This window comes from Cupriavidus sp. OV096 (assembly GCF_900115455.1).
Lineage (GTDB): Bacteria > Pseudomonadota > Gammaproteobacteria > Burkholderiales > Burkholderiaceae > Cupriavidus.
The window spans coordinates 79987-97093 of the sequence record NZ_FOWM01000013.1; the positions used below are offsets into that span (position 1 = coordinate 79987).

A 17107-nucleotide genomic window follows, 5' to 3' on the forward strand; every position below is an offset into this window, starting at 1 on the left:
GCGGCACGCTCGCGCCTGTCAGAGGAGTTCTGCCGTGCAAACCTGGATTCGCTTCCGCCGTCCTGATGGCGACGCCGCTTATGGCCGGCTTGACGAGGGTGATGCCGACCGCGTCATCGAATGCGATGGCCCTGGCTATACCGATCCTCGCCCCACGGGCAATAGCTACAGCTACGCCTCGCTGGACCTGCTGGCCCCGTGCCAGCCGGGCAAGATCGTGGCGCTGTGGAACAACTTTCACGCCCTCGCGGCCCGGCTGGAGAAAGCGGTGCCCGTGCATCCGCTGTTCCTGCTGAAGCCGGCAAGTTCGCTGGCCGGCCCCGGCGACGGCATCCTGCGTCCGAGCGGGTATACCGGCAAGATCGCCTACGAAGGCGAACTCGGCATCGTCATTGGCCGCGAATGCCGGAATGTGCCGCTCGCCGAAGCTGCCTCGCACATCTTCGGCTACACCATCGTCAATGACGTCACGGCGAGCGAGCTGCTCAATGCCGATCCCAACTTCCCGCAGTGGACGCGCGCCAAGGGTTCCGACACCTTCGGTTGCGTCGGTCCGGCCATCGTCTCCGGCTTTGACTGGCGAAGCGCCAGCGTGGTAACGCGTCTGGACGGCGTCGAGCGCCAGCACTACCCGTTGTCCGATATTGTTTTTTCGCCCGAGGAGCAGGTCAGCCTGCTGTCGCGGGACATGACGTTGATGCCGGGCGACGTGATCGCCGTCGGCACCTCGATCGGGGTCGGGTCGATGAAGGAGGGTTCTGTGGTGGAGGTGTCGATCCGCGGGATCGGCTCGCTGGTCAACCATGTGCGCGGCTGAACGAGCCAGTTTGCGAAGGCGGGAGCTCGGTAGTTTCCCTTATCTGGTTGCGTAATTTCGGGGAAATGCTGCGGCGCATCGACGAAAGTTCGCATCAATGCTTGCTGAATACTGATATATCACATACCGTATTTGCCAAAGGTCGCTGCCTGTAGCGAATCGTCAAGGAGGAGACATCGTGAAGTCCGAAGTAGCCAGGCGGGCGCGAGAACGACCGCTGAAGACACCTTGAAGCAGAAGTTTTCCAATCCCCGTCAATTTGTATAGAAGGATGCAACCATGGCAGAAGTCGGAAACGAGCTGCAGCGTCAGGCTGGCGAAGAACATCAGGCACAAACCGATGGTTTTCATCTGGTCATCGAAGCGCTGAAGCTGAACGGCATCGAGAACATCTACGGCCTGCCCGGTATTCCGGTCACGGATCTGGCCCGTCTGGCGCAGGCCAACGGCATGCGCGTTATCAGCTTTCGTCATGAGCAGAATGCCGGCAACGCCGCAGCGATTGCCGGCTTTCTCACGCAGAAGCCGGGCGTTTGCCTGACCGTGTCTGCGCCCGGCTTCCTGAACGGGCTGACGGCGCTGGCGAATGCGACCACCAACTGCTTCCCGATGATTCTGATCAGCGGCTCGAGCGAGCGCGAGATCGTCGATCTGCAGCAGGGTGACTACGAAGAGATGGACCAGCTGGCTATCGCCCGTCCGCACGCCAAGGCTGCCTTCCGCGTGCTGCACGCTGAAGACATTGGTGTCGGTATCGCGCGTGCCATCCGCGCCGCCGTGTCGGGCCGTCCGGGTGGTGTGTACCTGGACCTGCCGGCCAATCTGCTGGGCCAGTCGATGGAAGCCGAGCGTGGCCGCAAGTCGTTGATCAAGGTGGTGGACCCGGCCCCGCGCCAACTCCCTGCACCGGACTCGATCGACCGTGCTGTCGCGCTGCTGAAGAGCGCCAAGCGCCCGCTGATCCTGTTGGGCAAGGGTGCCGCATACGCTCGCGCCGATGCGGATATCCGCGCGCTGGTCGAGAAGACCGGCATTCCGTACCTGCCGATGTCGATGGCCAAGGGCCTGCTGCCCGATACACACCCGCAATCGGCCTCGGCCGCACGGTCGTACGTGCTGGCGGAAGCTGACGTGGTGATGCTGGTCGGCGCCCGCCTGAACTGGCTGCTGTCGCACGGCAAAGGCAAGACCTGGGGCAAGCCGAAGCAGTTCATCCAGATCGACATCTCGCCGACCGAGATGGACAGTAACGTGGCCATCGCCGCGCCCGTAGTGGGTGACATTGGTTCGTGCGTATCGGCAATGCTCGACAAGATCGGCAACGGCTTTGCCAAGCCGGGCGCCGATTGGCTGAACGCGGTGGACGAACGCAAGGACAAGAACCTGGCGAAGATGGCCGAGACCTTGTCCAAGGATGTGTCGCCGATGAACTTCCATAGCGCGCTGCGCGCGCTGAAGGACGTCGTCAAAGCCAATCCGGGCATCTCGTTTGTCAACGAAGGCGCCAACACGCTGGACTACGCCCGTGCCGTGATCGACATGTACGAGCCGCGCAAGCGCCTCGACGTGGGCACCTGGGGCGTGATGGGTGTGGGCATGGGCTACGCGGTCGCTGCGGCGGTCGAAACCAGCAAGCCTGTCCTCGCGCTGTGCGGTGACAGTGCGTTCGGCTTCTCGGGCATGGAGGTGGAAACTATCTGCCGCTACAACCTGCCGATCTGCATCGTCATTTTCAACAATAACGGCGTCTACAAGGGTATCGACGTGAATCCGACCGGCGGCAACGATCCGGCGGTCACGATGTTCGTCAAGGGGGCGCGCTACGACAAGATGATGGAAGCGTTCGGTGGGGTTGGTCACAACGTCACCACACCGGCGGAACTCGAAGCCGCGGTGAACGAAGCCTTGCGGTCGGGCAAGCCCACGCTGGTCAACGCCGTCATCGACCCGGCTGCCGGTACCGAAAGCGGTCGTCTGACCAATCTGAATCCGCAGAGCGCGGCCAAGAAGTAATCCACCCCAGTTTCACCCTCTATTCCATCAGGAGAGCGATTGTGAACCTCCCACTCAACGGCATCAAGATCATCGACTTTACGCACGTGCAAGCCGGCCCCGCCTGCACGCAGCTTCTCGCATGGTTCGGCGCAGACGTCATCAAGGTGGAGCGCCCCGGCTCCGGCGACGTCACCCGCACGCAATTGCGCGACATTCCCGACGCGGACGCGCTGTACTTCACCATGCTGAACAGCAACAAGCGCTCGCTGACGCTGGACACCAAGAAGCCGGAAGGCAAGAAGATCCTGGAGCAGTTGATCCGCGAATCGGATGTGCTGGTCGAGAACTTCGGCCCCGGGGCGCTTGACCGCATGGGGTTCTCCTGGGAGCGCATCAAGGAACTGAACCCGAAGATGATCGTGGCATCGGTCAAGGGCTTCAGCGACGGCCACCACTATGAAGACCTGAAGGTCTACGAGAACGTGGCACAGTGCGCTGGCGGTGCCGCGTCGACCACCGGTTTCTGGGACGGCCCGCCGACCGTGTCGGCCGCCGCCCTGGGTGACTCGAACACCGGCATGCACCTGGCCATCGGCATCCTGACCGCGATCATCGGCCGCCAGCAGACCGGCCAGGGTCAGAAGGTTGCCGTATCGATGCAGGACGCCGTGCTGAATCTGTGCCGCGTGAAGCTGCGCGACCAGCAGCGACTGGACCGCCAGGGCTATCTGGAAGAGTATCCCCAGTATCCGCACGGCACGTTCAGCGACGTGGTGCCCCGTGGTGGCAACGCCGGCGGTGGCGGCCAGCCGGGCTGGGTGCTGAAGTGCAAGGGTTGGGAGACCGATCCCAACGCCTATATCTACTTCACCATCCAGGGCCACGCCTGGGAGCCGATCTGCAAGGCACTGGGCAAGGAAGAGTGGATCAGCGATCCGAACTACAACACGCCCAAGGGCCGTCAGCCGCATATCTTCGAAATCTTCAAGACCATCGAAGAATGGCTTGCCGACAAGACCAAGTACGAGGCGGTGGACATCCTGCGCAAGTTCGATATTCCCTGCTCGCCGGTGCTGTCAATGAAGGAACTCGCGGCGGATGAATCGCTGCGCAAGAGCGGTTCGATCGTGGAAGTCCCGCACAAGGAACGTGGCACCTACCTGACCGTGGGCAGCCCGATCAAGTTCTCGGCCATGAAGCCGGAAATCACCGGTTCGCCGCTGCTGGGCGAGCACAGCGAGGAAGTGCTGGCCAGCCTGGGCTATGCCGCCGAGGAGATCTCCCGTCTGCGTGAGTCGCAGGTGATCTGAGCCAGGCGCCAGCACTGCCAGTGCCCAATGTGACAGCGGGTCACACCTGGAGCGCCGGGGAATGCGTAGACGGGACGTAACGCACCCTGGCGCTTCATGGTTTGGACGCCAAGCTGAGGGACCGGCATGGCCGACAGTGCCACAATGACAGCCCGGACCCCTGGTGGCGAACCTCGCCACCCTCCCATTCGCCTGGAAAGCTCAGGAAAGACCAAGACCATGCAGACCGCGATCGACTATGAACAGCTGGTGTCGGCCATCGGCGACGCCGTGATCATCTCCGGCGCCGACGGTGCCATCACGTTATGGAACCCGGCCGCCGAGTACATGTTCGGCTACACCCGGGAGGAGGCCCTGGGCAAGTCGCTGGATCTGATTATTCCCGAGCGCCTGCGTGCGCGCCACTGGGAGGGCTACGACAAGACCATGGCAACGGGCCAGACCCGCTACGGCCATGACTTGCTCAAGGTCCCGGCGATCAACAAGAACGGCGAAGCGATGTCGATCGCTTTTACCGTGGCGCTGCTGCACGGGCAGGGCGGGGAAATCACCGGCATCGTGGCGGTGATCCGTGACGAGACCGTGCGCTTCCAGGAAGAGCGGGCGCTGCGCAAGCGCATCACGGAACTGGAAGCCAGGGCGGGCGCCGAGGCCGGAGCCGGCTGACTCACCGGACGCAGTTGCAGCATGGCGCAGGAACGATAAGGCCGGGCGATTCTCCCGGCCTTTTCCGTTTCTACGTTCACGCGCTGGCCAACGCCAGGTTTCGTCTGAGCGGGGCGCGTTCCGATGCCTGCTTCATTGCCGCCGCCATGGTCGCACCCAGCTCCGCTGGCGACCCGGCGACATGGATGCCGGCTTCGCGCATGGCGTTGACCTTCGCTTCCGCCGTGCCCGTCCCGCCCGAGATGATCGCGCCGGCGTGCCCCATGCGGCGTCCCGGCGGCGCCGTGGTGCCGGCGATAAAGCCCGCCACCGGTTTGCGCCTGTGCGCATCGCGCAGGAACTGGGCTGCCTCTTCCTCCGCCGATCCGCCAATCTCGCCAATCATGAGGATGCCTTCGGTCTTGTCGTCGGCCAGGAACATCTCCAGGCAGTCGATGAAGTCGGTGCCGTTCACCGGATCGCCGCCGATGCCGATGCAGGTCGATTGCCCCAGTCCGGCCGCCGTGGTCTGCGCCACGGCCTCATAAGTCAGCGTGCCCGAGCGCGACACCACGCCGATCTTGCCCGGTGTATGGATGTGGCCGGGCATGATGCCGATCTTGCACTGCCCCGGCGTGATTACCCCCGGACAATTCGGGCCAACCAGGCGGCTGCCGGACCCCGACAGCGCACGCTTGACTCGCACCATGTCCATCACGGGAATGCCTTCGGTGATGCAGACGATCAGCGCGATGCCGGCATCGACCGCTTCCAGGATGGCATCGGCGGCGAACGGTGGCGGCACATAGATGACCGAGGCGTCGGCGCCTGTGGCATTGGCGGCAGCGGCCACGGTATCGAAGACCGGGAGGCCCAGGTGCGATTCACCGCCCTTGCCGGGCGTGACGCCGCCCACCATCTTCGTGCCATAGGCCAGTGCCTGTGCCGAATGGAATGTGCCTTGTGCGCCGGTAAAGCCCTGGCAGATCACGCGGGTGTCTTTGTCGATCAGCACGGCCATTTCACTTTCCTCCCTTCTTCGATGGGTGCGTGCGCACGGCGGACACGACTTTCTCGGCCGCATCGGCAAGATCCTTGGCCGAGACGACCGGCAGGCCCGAATCTCGCAGGATCTTCTTGCCGAGGTCGACGTTGGTGCCTTCCAGCCGCACCACCAGCGGCACGGTCAGGTCCACTTCGCGCGCCGCGGCCACCACGCCTTCGGCAATCACGTCGCAGCGCATGATGCCGCCGATGATATTGACGAGAATCCCTTCGACCCTGGGATCGGCCAGGATCAGCCGGAACGCCGCGGTGACGCGCTCCGTCGTGGCGCCGCCGCCTACGTCGAGGAAGTTGGCCGGCTCGCCGCCATGGAGCTTGATGATGTCCATCGTGGCCATCGCCAGGCCTGCGCCATTCACCATGCAGCCGATGTTGCCGTCCAGCCGCACGTAGTTCAGCGCGTGCCGGGCGGCTTCGGTCTCGGCCGGGTCTTCCTCGCTCTCGTCGCGCATGGCATCGATGTCGGGATGGCGGAAGAGGGCGTTATCGTCGAAACTGAACTTGGCGTCGAGCGCCATCACGTCGCCGCTGCCGGTGACCACAAGCGGATTGATCTCGACGATCGACGCGTCGAGTTCGGTGAACGCGCGGTAGGTCGAGAGGATAAAACGGGTAGCCGCGCCCACCTGCTTGCCCGACAGCCCCAGGCCGAATGCCAGCCGGCGTGCATGAAACGGCTGGATGCCGCTGGCCGGATCGATTGCCACCTTCAGGATTTTCTCGGGCGTGCGTGCGGCAACCTCCTCGATCTCCATGCCGCCTTCGGTGGACGCCATGATCGTGATGCGCGAGGTGGTGCGGTCGATCAGGATGCCCAGGTAGAGCTCGCGCGCGATGTCGCAGCCTTCCTCGACGTAAAGGCGCCGCACTACCCGGCCGGCCGGGCCGGTCTGCCTGGTGACCAGGGTCTTGCCCAGCATCTGCGCGGCGCTCGAGCGGACGTCATCGATCGACTTCACCACGCGCACGCCGCCCTTGCCCGAGCTGTCATCCGCGAAGCGGCCGGCACCGCGGCCGCCAGCGTGGATCTGCGACTTCACCACCCAGACCGGGCCGCCCAGCTTGCGGGCGGCATGGGCGGCCTCGTCTGGTGTAAAGGCCATGCGGCCATGCGGTACAAGCACGTCATAGCGCTGAGCAACTCCTTGGCCTGATATTCGTGAATGTTCACGTGTCTCCTCGGTTGAAAAGCGCCGCGGGCCGCCAGGTCGGGACCCGCCTGTTCAGTTCTTCGCGGCGTAAAATACTATATGTAATATATCAATAATAAAATCATGCCGAAACTGGGTGCGAGCTGAATCGCGCAAAAGGGATGTCCGCGCTGACAAGGCCATCGCATCAATAGCGCAAGATTGATCGCAAAGCCTTCTATGTTGCGGGTTAACGCTCGTGTATGCCGCAGGATCTATTGCGATGCGGAATGAAAAGTCTGAACCGCGCTGCATTTTCTTCTTGTTGTGTCGTGATATATCACATACGTTATCCAGCAAGCGCGCACGGGAATACTCAAGGAGACAACGCATGAATAACAAAGCACTCGACGGTGTCCGCATCCTGGACATGACGCACGTGCAGGCCGGCCCCTCGGCCACCCAGCTGATGGCCTGGCTGGGCGCCGACGTGATCAAGGTGGAACTGCCCGGGCGGGGCGACATCACGCGCAGCCAGCTGCGCGACGTGCCGAACGCCGACAGCCTCTACTTCACGATGCTGAACTCCAACAAGCGCAGCCTCACGCTGAACATGAAGACGCCCGAGGGCAAGGCGCTGCTGGAAGACCTGGTGCAGCGCTGCGACGTACTGGTGGAGAACTTCGGCCCCGGCGTGCTCGACCGCGCCGGTTTCGACTGGGACCGCCTGCAGGAGTTGAACCCGCGCCTGATCTACGCGTCGATCAAGGGCTTCGGCCCGGGGCCGTACGCGGACTGCAAGGCGTACGAAAACGTGGCCCAGTGCATGGGCGGCTCGGCCAGCACGACCGGTACCGAGGATGGTGCCCCGACGGTGACCGGCGCGCAGATCGGCGACTCGGGCACCGGCGTGCACTGCGTGGTCGGCATCCTGGCCGCGCTGCTGCACCGCGAGCATTCGGGCCGTGGCCAGCGCGTGGAAGTGGCGATGCAGGATTCGGTGCTGAATCTCTGCCGCGTGAAACTGCGCGACCAGCAGCGCCTCTCGGCCGGTCCGCTTAAGGAATTTCCGAACGAAACCTTTGGCGACTATGTGCCGCGTGCCGGCAATGCGTCGGGCGGCGGCCAGCCGGGCGCCGCGCTGCGCTGCTCGCCGGGCGGGGCCAACGACTACGTCTACGTGATCATCCAGCCGCAAGGCTGGGAGCCGCTGATGCGCCTGTGCGGCAGGGAGGACCTGATCACCCATCCGCAGTTCGCCACGCCGGAAGCGCGCCTGAAATGCCTGGGCGAGTGCTTCTCCATCATCGAGAAGTGGACCAAGACCAAGACGAAATTCGAGGTCATGGACGCCCTGAACGAGGTGGACGTGCCCTGCGGCCCGATTCTCTCGATGAAGGACTTGATCGAGGACGAGTCGATGTTCGACCGCGGCTACCTGGTCGAGCTGGACCACCCGGAGCGCGGCAAGTACGTGCAGCTGGGTTGCCCGATCACGCTCTCGGCCTCGCCCGTGGAAGTGGAACGTTCGCCGCTGCTGGGCGAGCACACCGAAGAAATCCTCGACTGGCTCGGCCGCTCGCCGGCCCAGATCGCGGCGCTGAAGGCGGCCGGCGCGGTCTGAGCCGCGCCACCTCTCGAATGATTGTCTGCAATGCCTGAACAGATGGAGACCTGACATGGCACATGACAAGGATGCGGTACGCAAGATTCTGGCGACCGTGAAGGAAGAGGGGCGCGCTGCGCTGACGGCGCCCGAGGGCAAGCTCGTCTGCGACGCCTATGGCATCTCGGTGCCGGGCGAGGGCGTGGCCAAATCGCCGTCGAACGCGGTGGAATTGGCGACGAAGATGGGTTTTCCGGTGGTGATGAAGATCGTCTCGCCGGACATCCTGCACAAGACCGAAGCCGGCGGCGTGCTGGTGGGCCTGAAATCGGCGGCGGATGTGGAGCAGGGCTACCGCACCATCATCGAGAACGCCAAGAAGTACAACGCCAACGCCGAAATCATCGGCGTGCAAGTGCAACAAATGATCACAGGCGGCCAGGAAGTGATCATCGGCGCCGTGACCGATCCGTCGTTCGGCAAGCTGGTGGCGTTCGGCCTGGGCGGCGTGCTGGTGGAAGTGCTCAAGGACATCACCTTCCGCATGGCACCGGCCACCAACGAAGATGCGCTGTCGATGCTGGACGGCATTGCCGCTGCCGAGGTGCTCAAGGGCGTGCGCGGCGCCGACCCGGCCAACCGCGAGGCGCTGGCCGGCATGATCGAGCGCGTGTCGCAGCTCGTCAGCGATTTCCCGGAGATTTCCGAGCTGGACCTGAACCCGGTGTTCGCCAGCAAGGACGGCGCCATCGCCGCCGACGTGCGGATCGTGGTGGACTTCTCGCCGCAGCCGGAGAAGTACCGTCCGACGCAGGAACAGATCGTCAAGCAGATGAACCGCATCATGCGCCCGGACACGGTGGCGGTGATCGGCGCGTCCGCCGAGGACGGGAAGATCGGCAATTCGGTGATGAAGAACCTGATCAACGGCGGCTACCAGGGCAAGATCTACCCGATCCACCCCAAGGCCGAAGAGATCATGGGCATGACGGCCTACAAGAGCGTGCTCGACGTGCCGGGCAATATCGATGTGGCGGTGTTTGCGATCCCGGCCAAGTTCGTGGCCCAGGCGCTCGAGGAAGTCGGCAAGAAGGGCATTCCCGGCGCCGTGCTGATTCCGTCCGGGTTTGCCGAAACCGGCAACGTGCAAGGGCAGGACGAGATCGTGGCGATTGCCCGCAAGCACGACATCCGCCTGATGGGACCGAATATCTACGGTTTCTACTACACGCCGAAGAACCTTTGCGCCACGTTCTGCACGCCGTATGACGTGAAGGGCAAGGCGGCGCTGTCGTCGCAGTCGGGCGGTATCGGCATGGCCATCATCGGCTTCTCGCGCTCGGCCAAGATGGGCGTGTCGGCCATCGTCGGCCTGGGTAACAAGTCGGATATCGACGAAGACGATCTGCTCACCTTCTTCGAGCAGGACGACAACACCGAGATCATCGCCCAGCACTGCGAGGACTTGAAGGATGGCCGTGCCTTTGCCGAGGTGGCGCGCCGGGTGTCGAAGAAAAAGCCGGTGGTGGTGCTCAAGGCTGGCCGCACCAGCATGGGCGCGCGGGCAGCCAGCTCGCACACCGGCGCGCTGGCCGGCAACGACCGCATCTACGAGGACGTGTTCAAGCAGGCCGGCGTGATCCGGGCGCGCTCGCTGCGCGACCTGCTCGAGTTCGCGCGCGGCATTCCCAAGCTGCCGACGCCGAAGGGCGAGAACGTGGTCATCATCACGGGCGCGGGCGGGTCGGGCGTGCTGTTGTCCGATGCCTGCGTGGACAACAACCTGTCCCTGATGACGATGCCGGACGACCTCGACGCAGCGTTCCGCAAGTTCATCCCGCCGTTCGGCGCCGCCGGCAACCCGGTGGACATCACCGGCGGCGAACCGCCCACGACGTACAAGAACACGCTGCGCCTTGGCATGGAAGATCCGCGCATCCACGCGATCATCCTCGGCTACTGGCACACGATCATCACGCCGCCGATGGTGTTCGCCCAGCTGGTCATCGAGGTGAAGGAAGAGATGGCGGCGAAGGGCATCGAAAAGCCGATCGTGGCGTCGCTGGCCGGCGACGTGCAGGTGGAGGAAGCTGCCGAGTACCTGTACGAGCACGGCGTGCCGTCCTACGCGTACTCGACCGAAATCCCGGTGGCGGTGCTCGGCGCGAAGTACAAGTGGGCGAGGGGAGCGGGCAAGATCTGATGCGGTCCGCCCCGCCGGCATAGCCAGACCTGCCGGCATCTCCAGCACAACCAGCCCCCAACGAGACAGCAACCGTTGGGGGCATTTGATAAACGAAGGGGCAAATGCGACAGGCCGTTCCCGAGGGAACGGCCTGTCTGGTATTGCGCGACGAATCGTAAAGGGAAATCGTAAAACGCCTAGTTCATGCCGGTGCCGGACATCGCACGCAGGTATTCATTCTTCTTGTCGAAGATCAGCTGGCTCAGGAACGGCGCGTCGTAGGCGTTGAGCAGATGCGCGTGGTGTTCCCCGATATAGCGGGCCACGCGGGTCTTCTCGCATTCGATGCCGCAGAGCCACTCGAACATCGGCATGTCCCAGCGGAAGCGCAGGCCCAGTTCGGCGAAGGCGGCGTTGAAGGCGGCGAGTTGCAACGTACGATCAGGGCCCGTGGCGCCGGCGACGGGCGACGAAACGGACGCGGAAGACGCGGCGGGATGCAGTGGGTTCATGATCGTCTCCTGTGTTTGCAAGGTCACGAGCTTGGTACAAGTGCAGAGTAGGCGCGACGAACGATTTACGATAATTAAAGTTTCATCGAGAAACCATAAGCTATCGCTTATACATTGGGAATCTGGACCTGGCGGGCGATACGCGGCCGGATCAGCCCCTCCACGCCGGTGATCTGCTGGATCAGGGTGGCGCCTTCTTCCATCAGGAAATGCTTGAATGCCAGCGCCACGGGCGGCAACCGCTTGTTCTTGCGGTGCACCACATACCAGTTCAGCATGACTGGGAATCCCTCGATGTCGAGCACGGCCAGCTTGCCGGCCTGTAGCTCCAGCCCCACCGTGTGCGCGGACAGGAAGGCGATACCCATATTGGCGATGACCGCCTGCTTGATCGTCTCGGTGCTCTTGATCTCCATGGCGATGCGCAGGTTCGAGAGCCGCCCGGCAAAGCCTTCCTGCATCGAATTCCAGGTATCGGAGCCTTTCTCGCGCGAGACGAACGCCTCTTCGGCCAGCCCGGCCAGGGGGATGTCGCGGCGCCCGACCAGCGGATGGTTCGGCGCGGCCACGATGACATAGGGGTGGGGGGCGAACGACTCGGCGATGGTGTCCATGCCTTCGGGCGGGCGCACCATGACGGCGAGGTCGGTCAGGTTGCCGGCCAGCTGGTGCAACAGTTCCTCACGATTGTGCACCGCGAGATTCAGCGTCACGCCATCATGCCGATTCATGAATTCGGCCAGCAGGCGGGGAAAGAAATAATCGCCGGCGCTGATCACCGCCACGTTGAGCCGGCCTCCGGAAATACCCTTGAGTTGCGCCATCGCGTCCTCGGCCTCGCGGAATTGCTGGATGATGCTGCGGCTGTAGTGCAGCATCTCCGTGCCGGCCGGCGTGAGGTAGATCCGCTTGCCCAGCTGCTCGAACAGCGGCAGGCCCACGTGGTGTTCGAGCTGCCGAACCTGTGTGGAAACAGCGGGTTGCGTGAGATGCAGTTCCTCCGCCGCGCGCGAAAAGCTCAGATGGCGGGCCACCGTTTCGAACACTTTCAACTGGCGCAGCGTGGCGTTCTTCATTGGTCGATATCCTGCAATCTATAAAGGATCGTCAATGATCATAATAAAAAACTTTATGCTTTGCGTATCTAAGTTTGAAGTAGCATCAATCAGCAATGCAACGTGCCGCAATGTCAGGCGCGCTCATTCAGTAGTGAAGTAGGGCGTCCCCACGCAGGTCTGCCCACCAGTCGCGCCGTCAGAGCGCGAGACACACTAATGTAAGGAGACACGACATGGCGCACCCGCACGCGGCAGGCCCCGCCTTTGGCAACGGCAATCTGGACGGGCAGGGCGGCTTGCTCCGCAATCGCTGGTTCCAGCTCTTCATCGGCGTCCTTTGCATGGGCCTCGTGGCGAACCTCCAGTACGGCTGGACGCTGTTCGTGACGCCCATGAATGCGCGTCATCACTGGGGCGAGTCCCCCATCCAGGTCGCCTTCTCCATTTTCATCGTCACCGAAACCTGGCTCGTGCCGGTAGAGGGCTGGCTCGTGGACAAGTTCGGCCCGCGCCCCGTGGTGGCCGTGGGCGCGCTGTGCGCCGGAGCAGCCTGGGTCATGAACTCGTTCGCCACCTCGCTGCCGATGCTCTACGCGGCGGCCGTCGTGGCCGGTATCGGCGCGGGCGGCGTCTATGGGACGTGCGTGGGCAACGCGCTGAAGTGGTTCCCGGACAAGCGCGGCCTGGCCGCCGGGCTGACCGCCGCCGGCTTCGGCGCGGGCTCGGCGCTGACCGTGATCCCCATCGCCAACATGATCCAGAAATCGGGCTACGAGCACGCGTTCTTCACGTTCGGCATCTTGCAGGGCGTGCTGATCTTCATCCTGGCGATGTTGCTGGTCAAGCCGAAGCCGCCCAAGGGGCTCGTCGCCGGCAAGGCCAACCTGACCAACCCCGTGGCGCTGACGCCGGGCCAGATGGTGCGCACGCCGGTGTTCTGGGTGATCTACGCATCGTTCGTGGCCGTGGCGGCAGGCGGCATCATGGCCACTGCGCAGCTCGGCCCCATCGCCAAGGACTTTGGCTTCGCCTCGATGCCGGTCACGCTGCTGGGCATGACGCTGCCGCTGCTGACCATGACGCTGTCCATCGACAACCTCTGCAACGGGCTGACGCGCCCGCTGTGCGGCCTGATCTCCGACCGCATCGGCCGCGAGAACACCATGTTCTTCATCTTCATCGGCGAAGGGCTGTCGCTGATCGGGCTGATGGAGTTCGGACACAACCCGTACTGGTTCATGTTCTTCGCGGCGCTCACCTTCCTGTTCTGGGGCGAGATCTTCTCGATCTTCCCGGCGCTCTGTGCCGATACGTTCGGCAGCGAGTACGCCGCAGCCAATGCGGGCACGCTCTATACGGCCAAGGGGACGGCGGCGATGCTGGTGCCGCTGGCCTCGGTGTTGTCGCATCGCGGTGGATGGAGCCTGGTCTTTACGGTGGCGGCCGTGCTGACCGTGGCAGCGGGGCTGTCCGCCAAGTTCCTGTTGCAGCCGATGCGCCGGCGCTTCATCACCGGACACGCGGCAACCCATCCCACCATGCAAGGACAAGGAGCGGCACCATGAATGTTTCGCTTCCCCAACTGAAGGCCTTTGCTGCGGTTGCGCGCCAGAAGAGCTTCACGCGCGCGGCGGCGGAGCTCGGCCTGACCCAGTCGGCCATCAGTCGTAGCGTGCGTGAGCTGGAGGAGGAAATCGACCAACGGCTGTTCGACCGCACCACGCGCCAGGTGGAGCTGACCGACGCCGGCGAGCATCTGTCCCAACGGATCTGCCATCTGATCGAGGAAGTCGAGCAGACGCTGCGCGAGAGCCACGGCACCGGCAAGCCCAGCCAGGGCACCGTGCATATCGCCACCGATCCGGTCTTGTCGTCGATGTCCATGCCGATGTGGGTGGCCGGCTGCCGTACGGCATGGCCCGGCATCGGCATCACGCTGCGCGACCGCTCGCACGAATGCGTGCTGCAAAGTGTGCGCAGCGGCGAGGTGGACTTCGGCATCGCCAGCAACCCGGTGGCCTGCGACGACCTCTATTGCGAACCGCTCTATATGGACCCGCTGCACGCGGTGCTGCCCTCCGGGCATCCGCTGGCCGCGCGCGAGTCCCTCGGCTGGGGCGAACTTGCCGATGCCTCGGTGCTCTCGCTCGACCACAACTCGGGCGTGCAGCCCGCCGTGGAGCGCGCGCTGGCCACCTATCACGTACGGCCCGGCGCCTTGCAGCTGCTCGGGCATTTCTCGGCGATTTTCGGCATGGTGGCGATGGGGCTCGGCATCGGCGTGGTGCCGTCGCGCACGCAGGCCGCCGGTCTGGCGCCCGCGGCCGTGCTGCGGCCCTTGCGGCCCCAGGTCAACAATAACGTGATGCTGGTTCGAAGGAAGGCGCGCTCGCTCAAGCCCAACGCGGCGGCGGTGTGGGACAACCTGCGTGGCCAGGAGTACGAACAGGGCCAGATGAAGAAAGCGGGGTAGGGCCGTGAATCGGATTCATCTGATGCAGCGCCGCAACGTTTTTTGCGCTGAATAAGGCGCTATTGCCCTCGAATTCGACAGTCGTTCTCGCAAGAAGCGATCCACAACGCACCCCACGGGGTGCGTTGTTGTTTTTAGTGCCAATCTTCTATTGATATATCACATACAGGATATTTACAGACCTCGCGGTGCAGCATATACTGAAGACTCATTGACCTACCTCATTCAGGAGTTTTCATGCACGCCGCACAGCTTTCCCTCATCGCCCTCGGTCTGATTGCCTCGGGTGTTTCCGTAACCTGGCTGATTGCCACGCGCCTGCCGATGGGTCTGCTGACCACCGCCGGTGACCATGGCCGCTTTGCCGGCCTCGGCTCGGATCAGGCAGTGGACGGGATCGGCCGTGCGACGCCTGCCGCTGGCGCGCGCCCGCAGTTCGCCCACGCGTAAGCCAGTTGGGTTCGAAGGCAGGGAGCTTGTAGCGGCCGGCAACTCCCTCCCAGCAGTCGTCGTACTCATCGGCCGTATCTTTCGTTCCCCCTCGCTTCATCCCCCGCCTGATCCAGCGTTTTCCAGCCTTTCCCAAGGCCTAGGACTTTCCCTAGGACATCTTTTTTCCCTTCGCATTGCAGCATCCCAGGTGCTTGCCGCCAGGTCGCGCCATTGATCTGGCGCCGTCCGCTAAGTCATTGATCGGCAACGAACCGAGCGCCGTTTCGCGGCATGGTTTGATGCGCCCGGCGCACCACTGCCAGCCTCGCTCCGGGCGGCGGTGGTCTGAGTCGTATCGGGCAGAAAAACTGGTCACTGAAAACGGCTTGACTTGGGTGATATACCACATACTGTATAGCACTAGAGCGGCGAGCCACTCTACGAAAACATCTAGAAAACGATAGCGGTACACAGAGGCATCGAATCAGATGCCCATCCACAACGGCGGCGATGACCGCCAGAAGGAGACACCATGGAACTACAGCAAAGCGCGTCCACGTCACGATTTGCGTCCCCATGGACGCAGCTCGTATTCGGCGTTATCTGCATGGCGATGATCGCCAACATGCAATACGGCTGGACCCTGTTCGTCAATCCGATCGATGACAAATACCACTGGGGCCGCACGGCCATCCAGGTGGCGTTTACGATTTTCGTGGTCACGGAAACGTGGCTGGTGCCGATCGAGGGCTATCTGGTCGACAAGTACGGCCCGCGCCCGGTGGTGGTGGGCGGCGGCCTGCTCTGTGCGATTGCATGGGCGCTGAACTCGGTGGCGTCGTCGCTGCCGCTGCTGTACTTCGCTGCGGCCATTGGCGGCGTCGGGGCCGGCGCGGTGTATGGCACCTGCGTGGGCAATGCGCTCAAGTGGTTCCCCAACCGGCGCGGGCTCGCGGCGGGGATTACGGCGGCCGGTTTCGGCGCGGGCTCCGCGCTGACCGTGGTGCCCATCGCCAACATGATCAAGACCAGCGGCTACGAGAGCACCTTCCTGACCTTCGGGCTGGGGCAAGGCATCGTGGTGGTGATCCTGGGCCTGGCGCTCTATCCGCCGTCGGCCAAGATCCTCTCCGACGTGAAGAGCACCCTGAAGGCGGCTGCTACTTATAATGCGTCGCCGCGCCAGGTGCTGTCCTCGCCGATCTTCTGGGTGATGTACGCGATGTTCGTGATGATGGCCGCCGGCGGGCTGATGGCCACGGCGCAGCTGGGCCCCATCGCCAAGGACTTCGGGCTCCATGACTCCCCGGTGTCCATCCTCGGCCTGACGCTGCCGGCGCTGACCTTCGCGCTGACCATCGACCGCGTGCTGAACGGGCTGACCCGGCCGTTCTTCGGCTGGATCTCCGATAACATCGGCCGCGAGAACACCATGTTCCTGGCCTTCGCGGTGGAGGCGGTCGGCATCCTGCTGCTGTCCAAGTACGGGCACAACCCGGTGGCGTTCGTGATTCTGACCGGCGTGGTGTTCTTCGCCTGGGGCGAGATCTACAGCCTGTTCCCGGCCACCTGTGGCGACACCTTCGGCCCCAAGTTTGCAGCGACCAACGCCGGCCTGCTGTACACGGCCAAGGGCACGGCCGCGCTGCTGGTACCGTTCTCGAGTGTGATTACCGCCGCCACCGGTGACTGGCACGCGGTGTTCATGCTGGCCTCCGGCATGGCGGCGCTCTCGGCGGTGCTGGCGATCTTCGTGCTCAAGCCGATGCGCGAGGCCCATGCCCGGAAGTACGTCAATGATAGTTCGGCGCCGCCGATGGGCTATCGGGCCGTGCCGGACGACCTGACCTGACCTGAGCCGAGCGCCGGGTTAGACAGA

General features: G+C 63.7%; 13 protein-coding genes and 1 pseudogene. 10 read left to right on the forward strand and 4 right to left on the reverse strand.

Annotation, left to right across the window (positions count from 1 at the left end; translation table 11 throughout):
- The first annotated feature begins 34 nt into the window (after positions 1–34).
- The 4 genes from BM115_RS22930 to BM115_RS22945 all read left to right on the forward strand — a co-directional run bounded on the left by BM115_RS22930 (position 35) and on the right by BM115_RS22945 (position 4788).
- Positions 35–817, forward strand: a complete 783-nt coding sequence (locus tag BM115_RS22930; protein ID WP_092299724.1) for a fumarylacetoacetate hydrolase family protein — start codon at positions 35–37, stop codon at positions 815–817.
- 279 nt (positions 818–1096) lie between these two features.
- A complete protein-coding gene (oxc, locus tag BM115_RS22935) occupies positions 1097–2830 on the forward strand; it encodes an oxalyl-CoA decarboxylase (RefSeq protein WP_092299727.1) in 1734 nt (577 codons plus the stop codon).
- A gap of 41 nt (positions 2831–2871) precedes the next feature.
- Entirely contained in the window at positions 2872–4122 is a 1251-nt protein-coding gene (frc, locus tag BM115_RS22940; protein WP_092299730.1) for a formyl-CoA transferase, read from the forward strand.
- Between the two features lie 219 nt (positions 4123–4341).
- Positions 4342–4788 carry a PAS domain-containing protein gene (locus BM115_RS22945; RefSeq protein ID WP_092299733.1) on the forward strand — a complete coding sequence of 149 codons (447 nt, stop codon included), beginning with the start codon at positions 4342–4344 and terminating at the stop codon, positions 4786–4788.
- 76 nt (positions 4789–4864) lie between these two features.
- Here BM115_RS22945 and sucD read toward each other — a convergent pair whose 3' ends face one another.
- Positions 4865–5788 (reverse strand): succinate--CoA ligase subunit alpha, encoded by a 924-nt coding sequence (sucD, locus tag BM115_RS22950; protein WP_092299735.1) that lies wholly within the window; start codon positions 5786–5788, stop codon positions 4865–4867.
- A gap of 1 nt (position 5789) precedes the next feature.
- A pseudogene (sucC, locus tag BM115_RS22955) lies at positions 5790–7003 on the reverse strand (ADP-forming succinate--CoA ligase subunit beta).
- A gap of 350 nt (positions 7004–7353) precedes the next feature.
- Here sucC and frc (BM115_RS22960) point away from each other — a divergent pair.
- Both frc (BM115_RS22960) and BM115_RS22965 read left to right on the forward strand, forming a co-directional pair.
- Positions 7354–8586 carry a formyl-CoA transferase gene (gene frc / locus BM115_RS22960; RefSeq protein ID WP_092299738.1) on the forward strand — a complete coding sequence of 411 codons (1233 nt, stop codon included), beginning with the start codon at positions 7354–7356 and terminating at the stop codon, positions 8584–8586.
- Positions 8587–8641: 55 nt separating this feature from the next.
- Entirely contained in the window at positions 8642–10771 is a 2130-nt protein-coding gene (locus BM115_RS22965) for an acetate--CoA ligase family protein (RefSeq protein ID WP_092299741.1), read from the forward strand.
- A gap of 179 nt (positions 10772–10950) precedes the next feature.
- Here BM115_RS22965 and BM115_RS22970 read toward each other — a convergent pair whose 3' ends face one another.
- The gene (locus BM115_RS22970) at positions 10951–11265 is read right to left on the reverse strand and encodes an HAD family hydrolase (RefSeq protein WP_092299744.1); all 315 of its coding nucleotides are present in this window, start codon (positions 11263–11265) and stop codon (positions 10951–10953) included.
- A 107-nt stretch (positions 11266–11372) separates the two neighbouring features.
- On the reverse strand, positions 11373–12341 hold the full coding sequence (locus BM115_RS22975) for a LysR family transcriptional regulator (RefSeq protein WP_092299747.1): 969 nt from the start codon (positions 12339–12341) through the stop codon (positions 11373–11375).
- A 215-nt stretch (positions 12342–12556) separates the two neighbouring features.
- On the opposite strand from BM115_RS22975, the gene oxlT (BM115_RS22980) reads away from it, so the two are divergent.
- The 4 genes from oxlT (BM115_RS22980) to oxlT (BM115_RS22995) all read left to right on the forward strand — a co-directional run bounded on the left by oxlT (BM115_RS22980) (position 12557) and on the right by oxlT (BM115_RS22995) (position 17080).
- Positions 12557–13888: an oxalate/formate MFS antiporter gene (gene oxlT / locus BM115_RS22980; protein WP_092299750.1), complete on the forward strand. Its 1332-nt coding sequence runs from the start codon at positions 12557–12559 to the stop codon at positions 13886–13888.
- On the forward strand, positions 13885–14796 hold the full coding sequence (locus BM115_RS22985; RefSeq protein ID WP_092299753.1) for a LysR family transcriptional regulator: 912 nt from the start codon (positions 13885–13887) through the stop codon (positions 14794–14796). Before oxlT (BM115_RS22980) ends, BM115_RS22985 begins: the two co-directional genes overlap by 4 nt.
- Before the next feature lie 237 nt (positions 14797–15033).
- Positions 15034–15246 (forward strand): hypothetical protein, encoded by a 213-nt coding sequence (locus tag BM115_RS22990; protein ID WP_092299756.1) that lies wholly within the window; start codon positions 15034–15036, stop codon positions 15244–15246.
- 514 nt (positions 15247–15760) lie between these two features.
- Positions 15761–17080 (forward strand): oxalate/formate MFS antiporter, encoded by a 1320-nt coding sequence (oxlT, locus tag BM115_RS22995; protein WP_092299759.1) that lies wholly within the window; start codon positions 15761–15763, stop codon positions 17078–17080.
- Positions 17081–17107 lie beyond the last annotated feature (27 nt).

Bases quoted from the DNA above. Each gene is read 5' to 3' on its own strand.
- oxlT (WP_092299750.1), top strand. From the start codon at position 12,557: ATGGCGCACCCGCACGCGGCAGGCCCCGCCTTTGGCAACGGCAATCTG.
- BM115_RS22975 (WP_092299747.1), bottom strand. From the start codon at position 12,341: ATGAAGAACGCCACGCTGCGCCAGTTGAAAGTGTTCGAAACGGTGGCC.
- BM115_RS22945 (WP_092299733.1), top strand. From the start codon at position 4,342: ATGCAGACCGCGATCGACTATGAACAGCTGGTGTCGGCCATCGGCGAC.
- BM115_RS22985 (WP_092299753.1), top strand. From the start codon at position 13,885: ATGAATGTTTCGCTTCCCCAACTGAAGGCCTTTGCTGCGGTTGCGCGC.
- frc (WP_092299738.1), top strand. From the start codon at position 7,354: ATGAATAACAAAGCACTCGACGGTGTCCGCATCCTGGACATGACGCAC.
- BM115_RS22965 (WP_092299741.1), top strand. From the start codon at position 8,642: ATGGCACATGACAAGGATGCGGTACGCAAGATTCTGGCGACCGTGAAG.
- BM115_RS22990 (WP_092299756.1), top strand. From the start codon at position 15,034: ATGCACGCCGCACAGCTTTCCCTCATCGCCCTCGGTCTGATTGCCTCG.
- BM115_RS22970 (WP_092299744.1), bottom strand. From the start codon at position 11,265: ATGAACCCACTGCATCCCGCCGCGTCTTCCGCGTCCGTTTCGTCGCCC.
- oxlT (WP_092299759.1), top strand. From the start codon at position 15,761: ATGGAACTACAGCAAAGCGCGTCCACGTCACGATTTGCGTCCCCATGG.
- sucD (WP_092299735.1), bottom strand. From the start codon at position 5,788: ATGGCCGTGCTGATCGACAAAGACACCCGCGTGATCTGCCAGGGCTTT.
- oxc (WP_092299727.1), top strand. From the start codon at position 1,097: ATGGCAGAAGTCGGAAACGAGCTGCAGCGTCAGGCTGGCGAAGAACAT.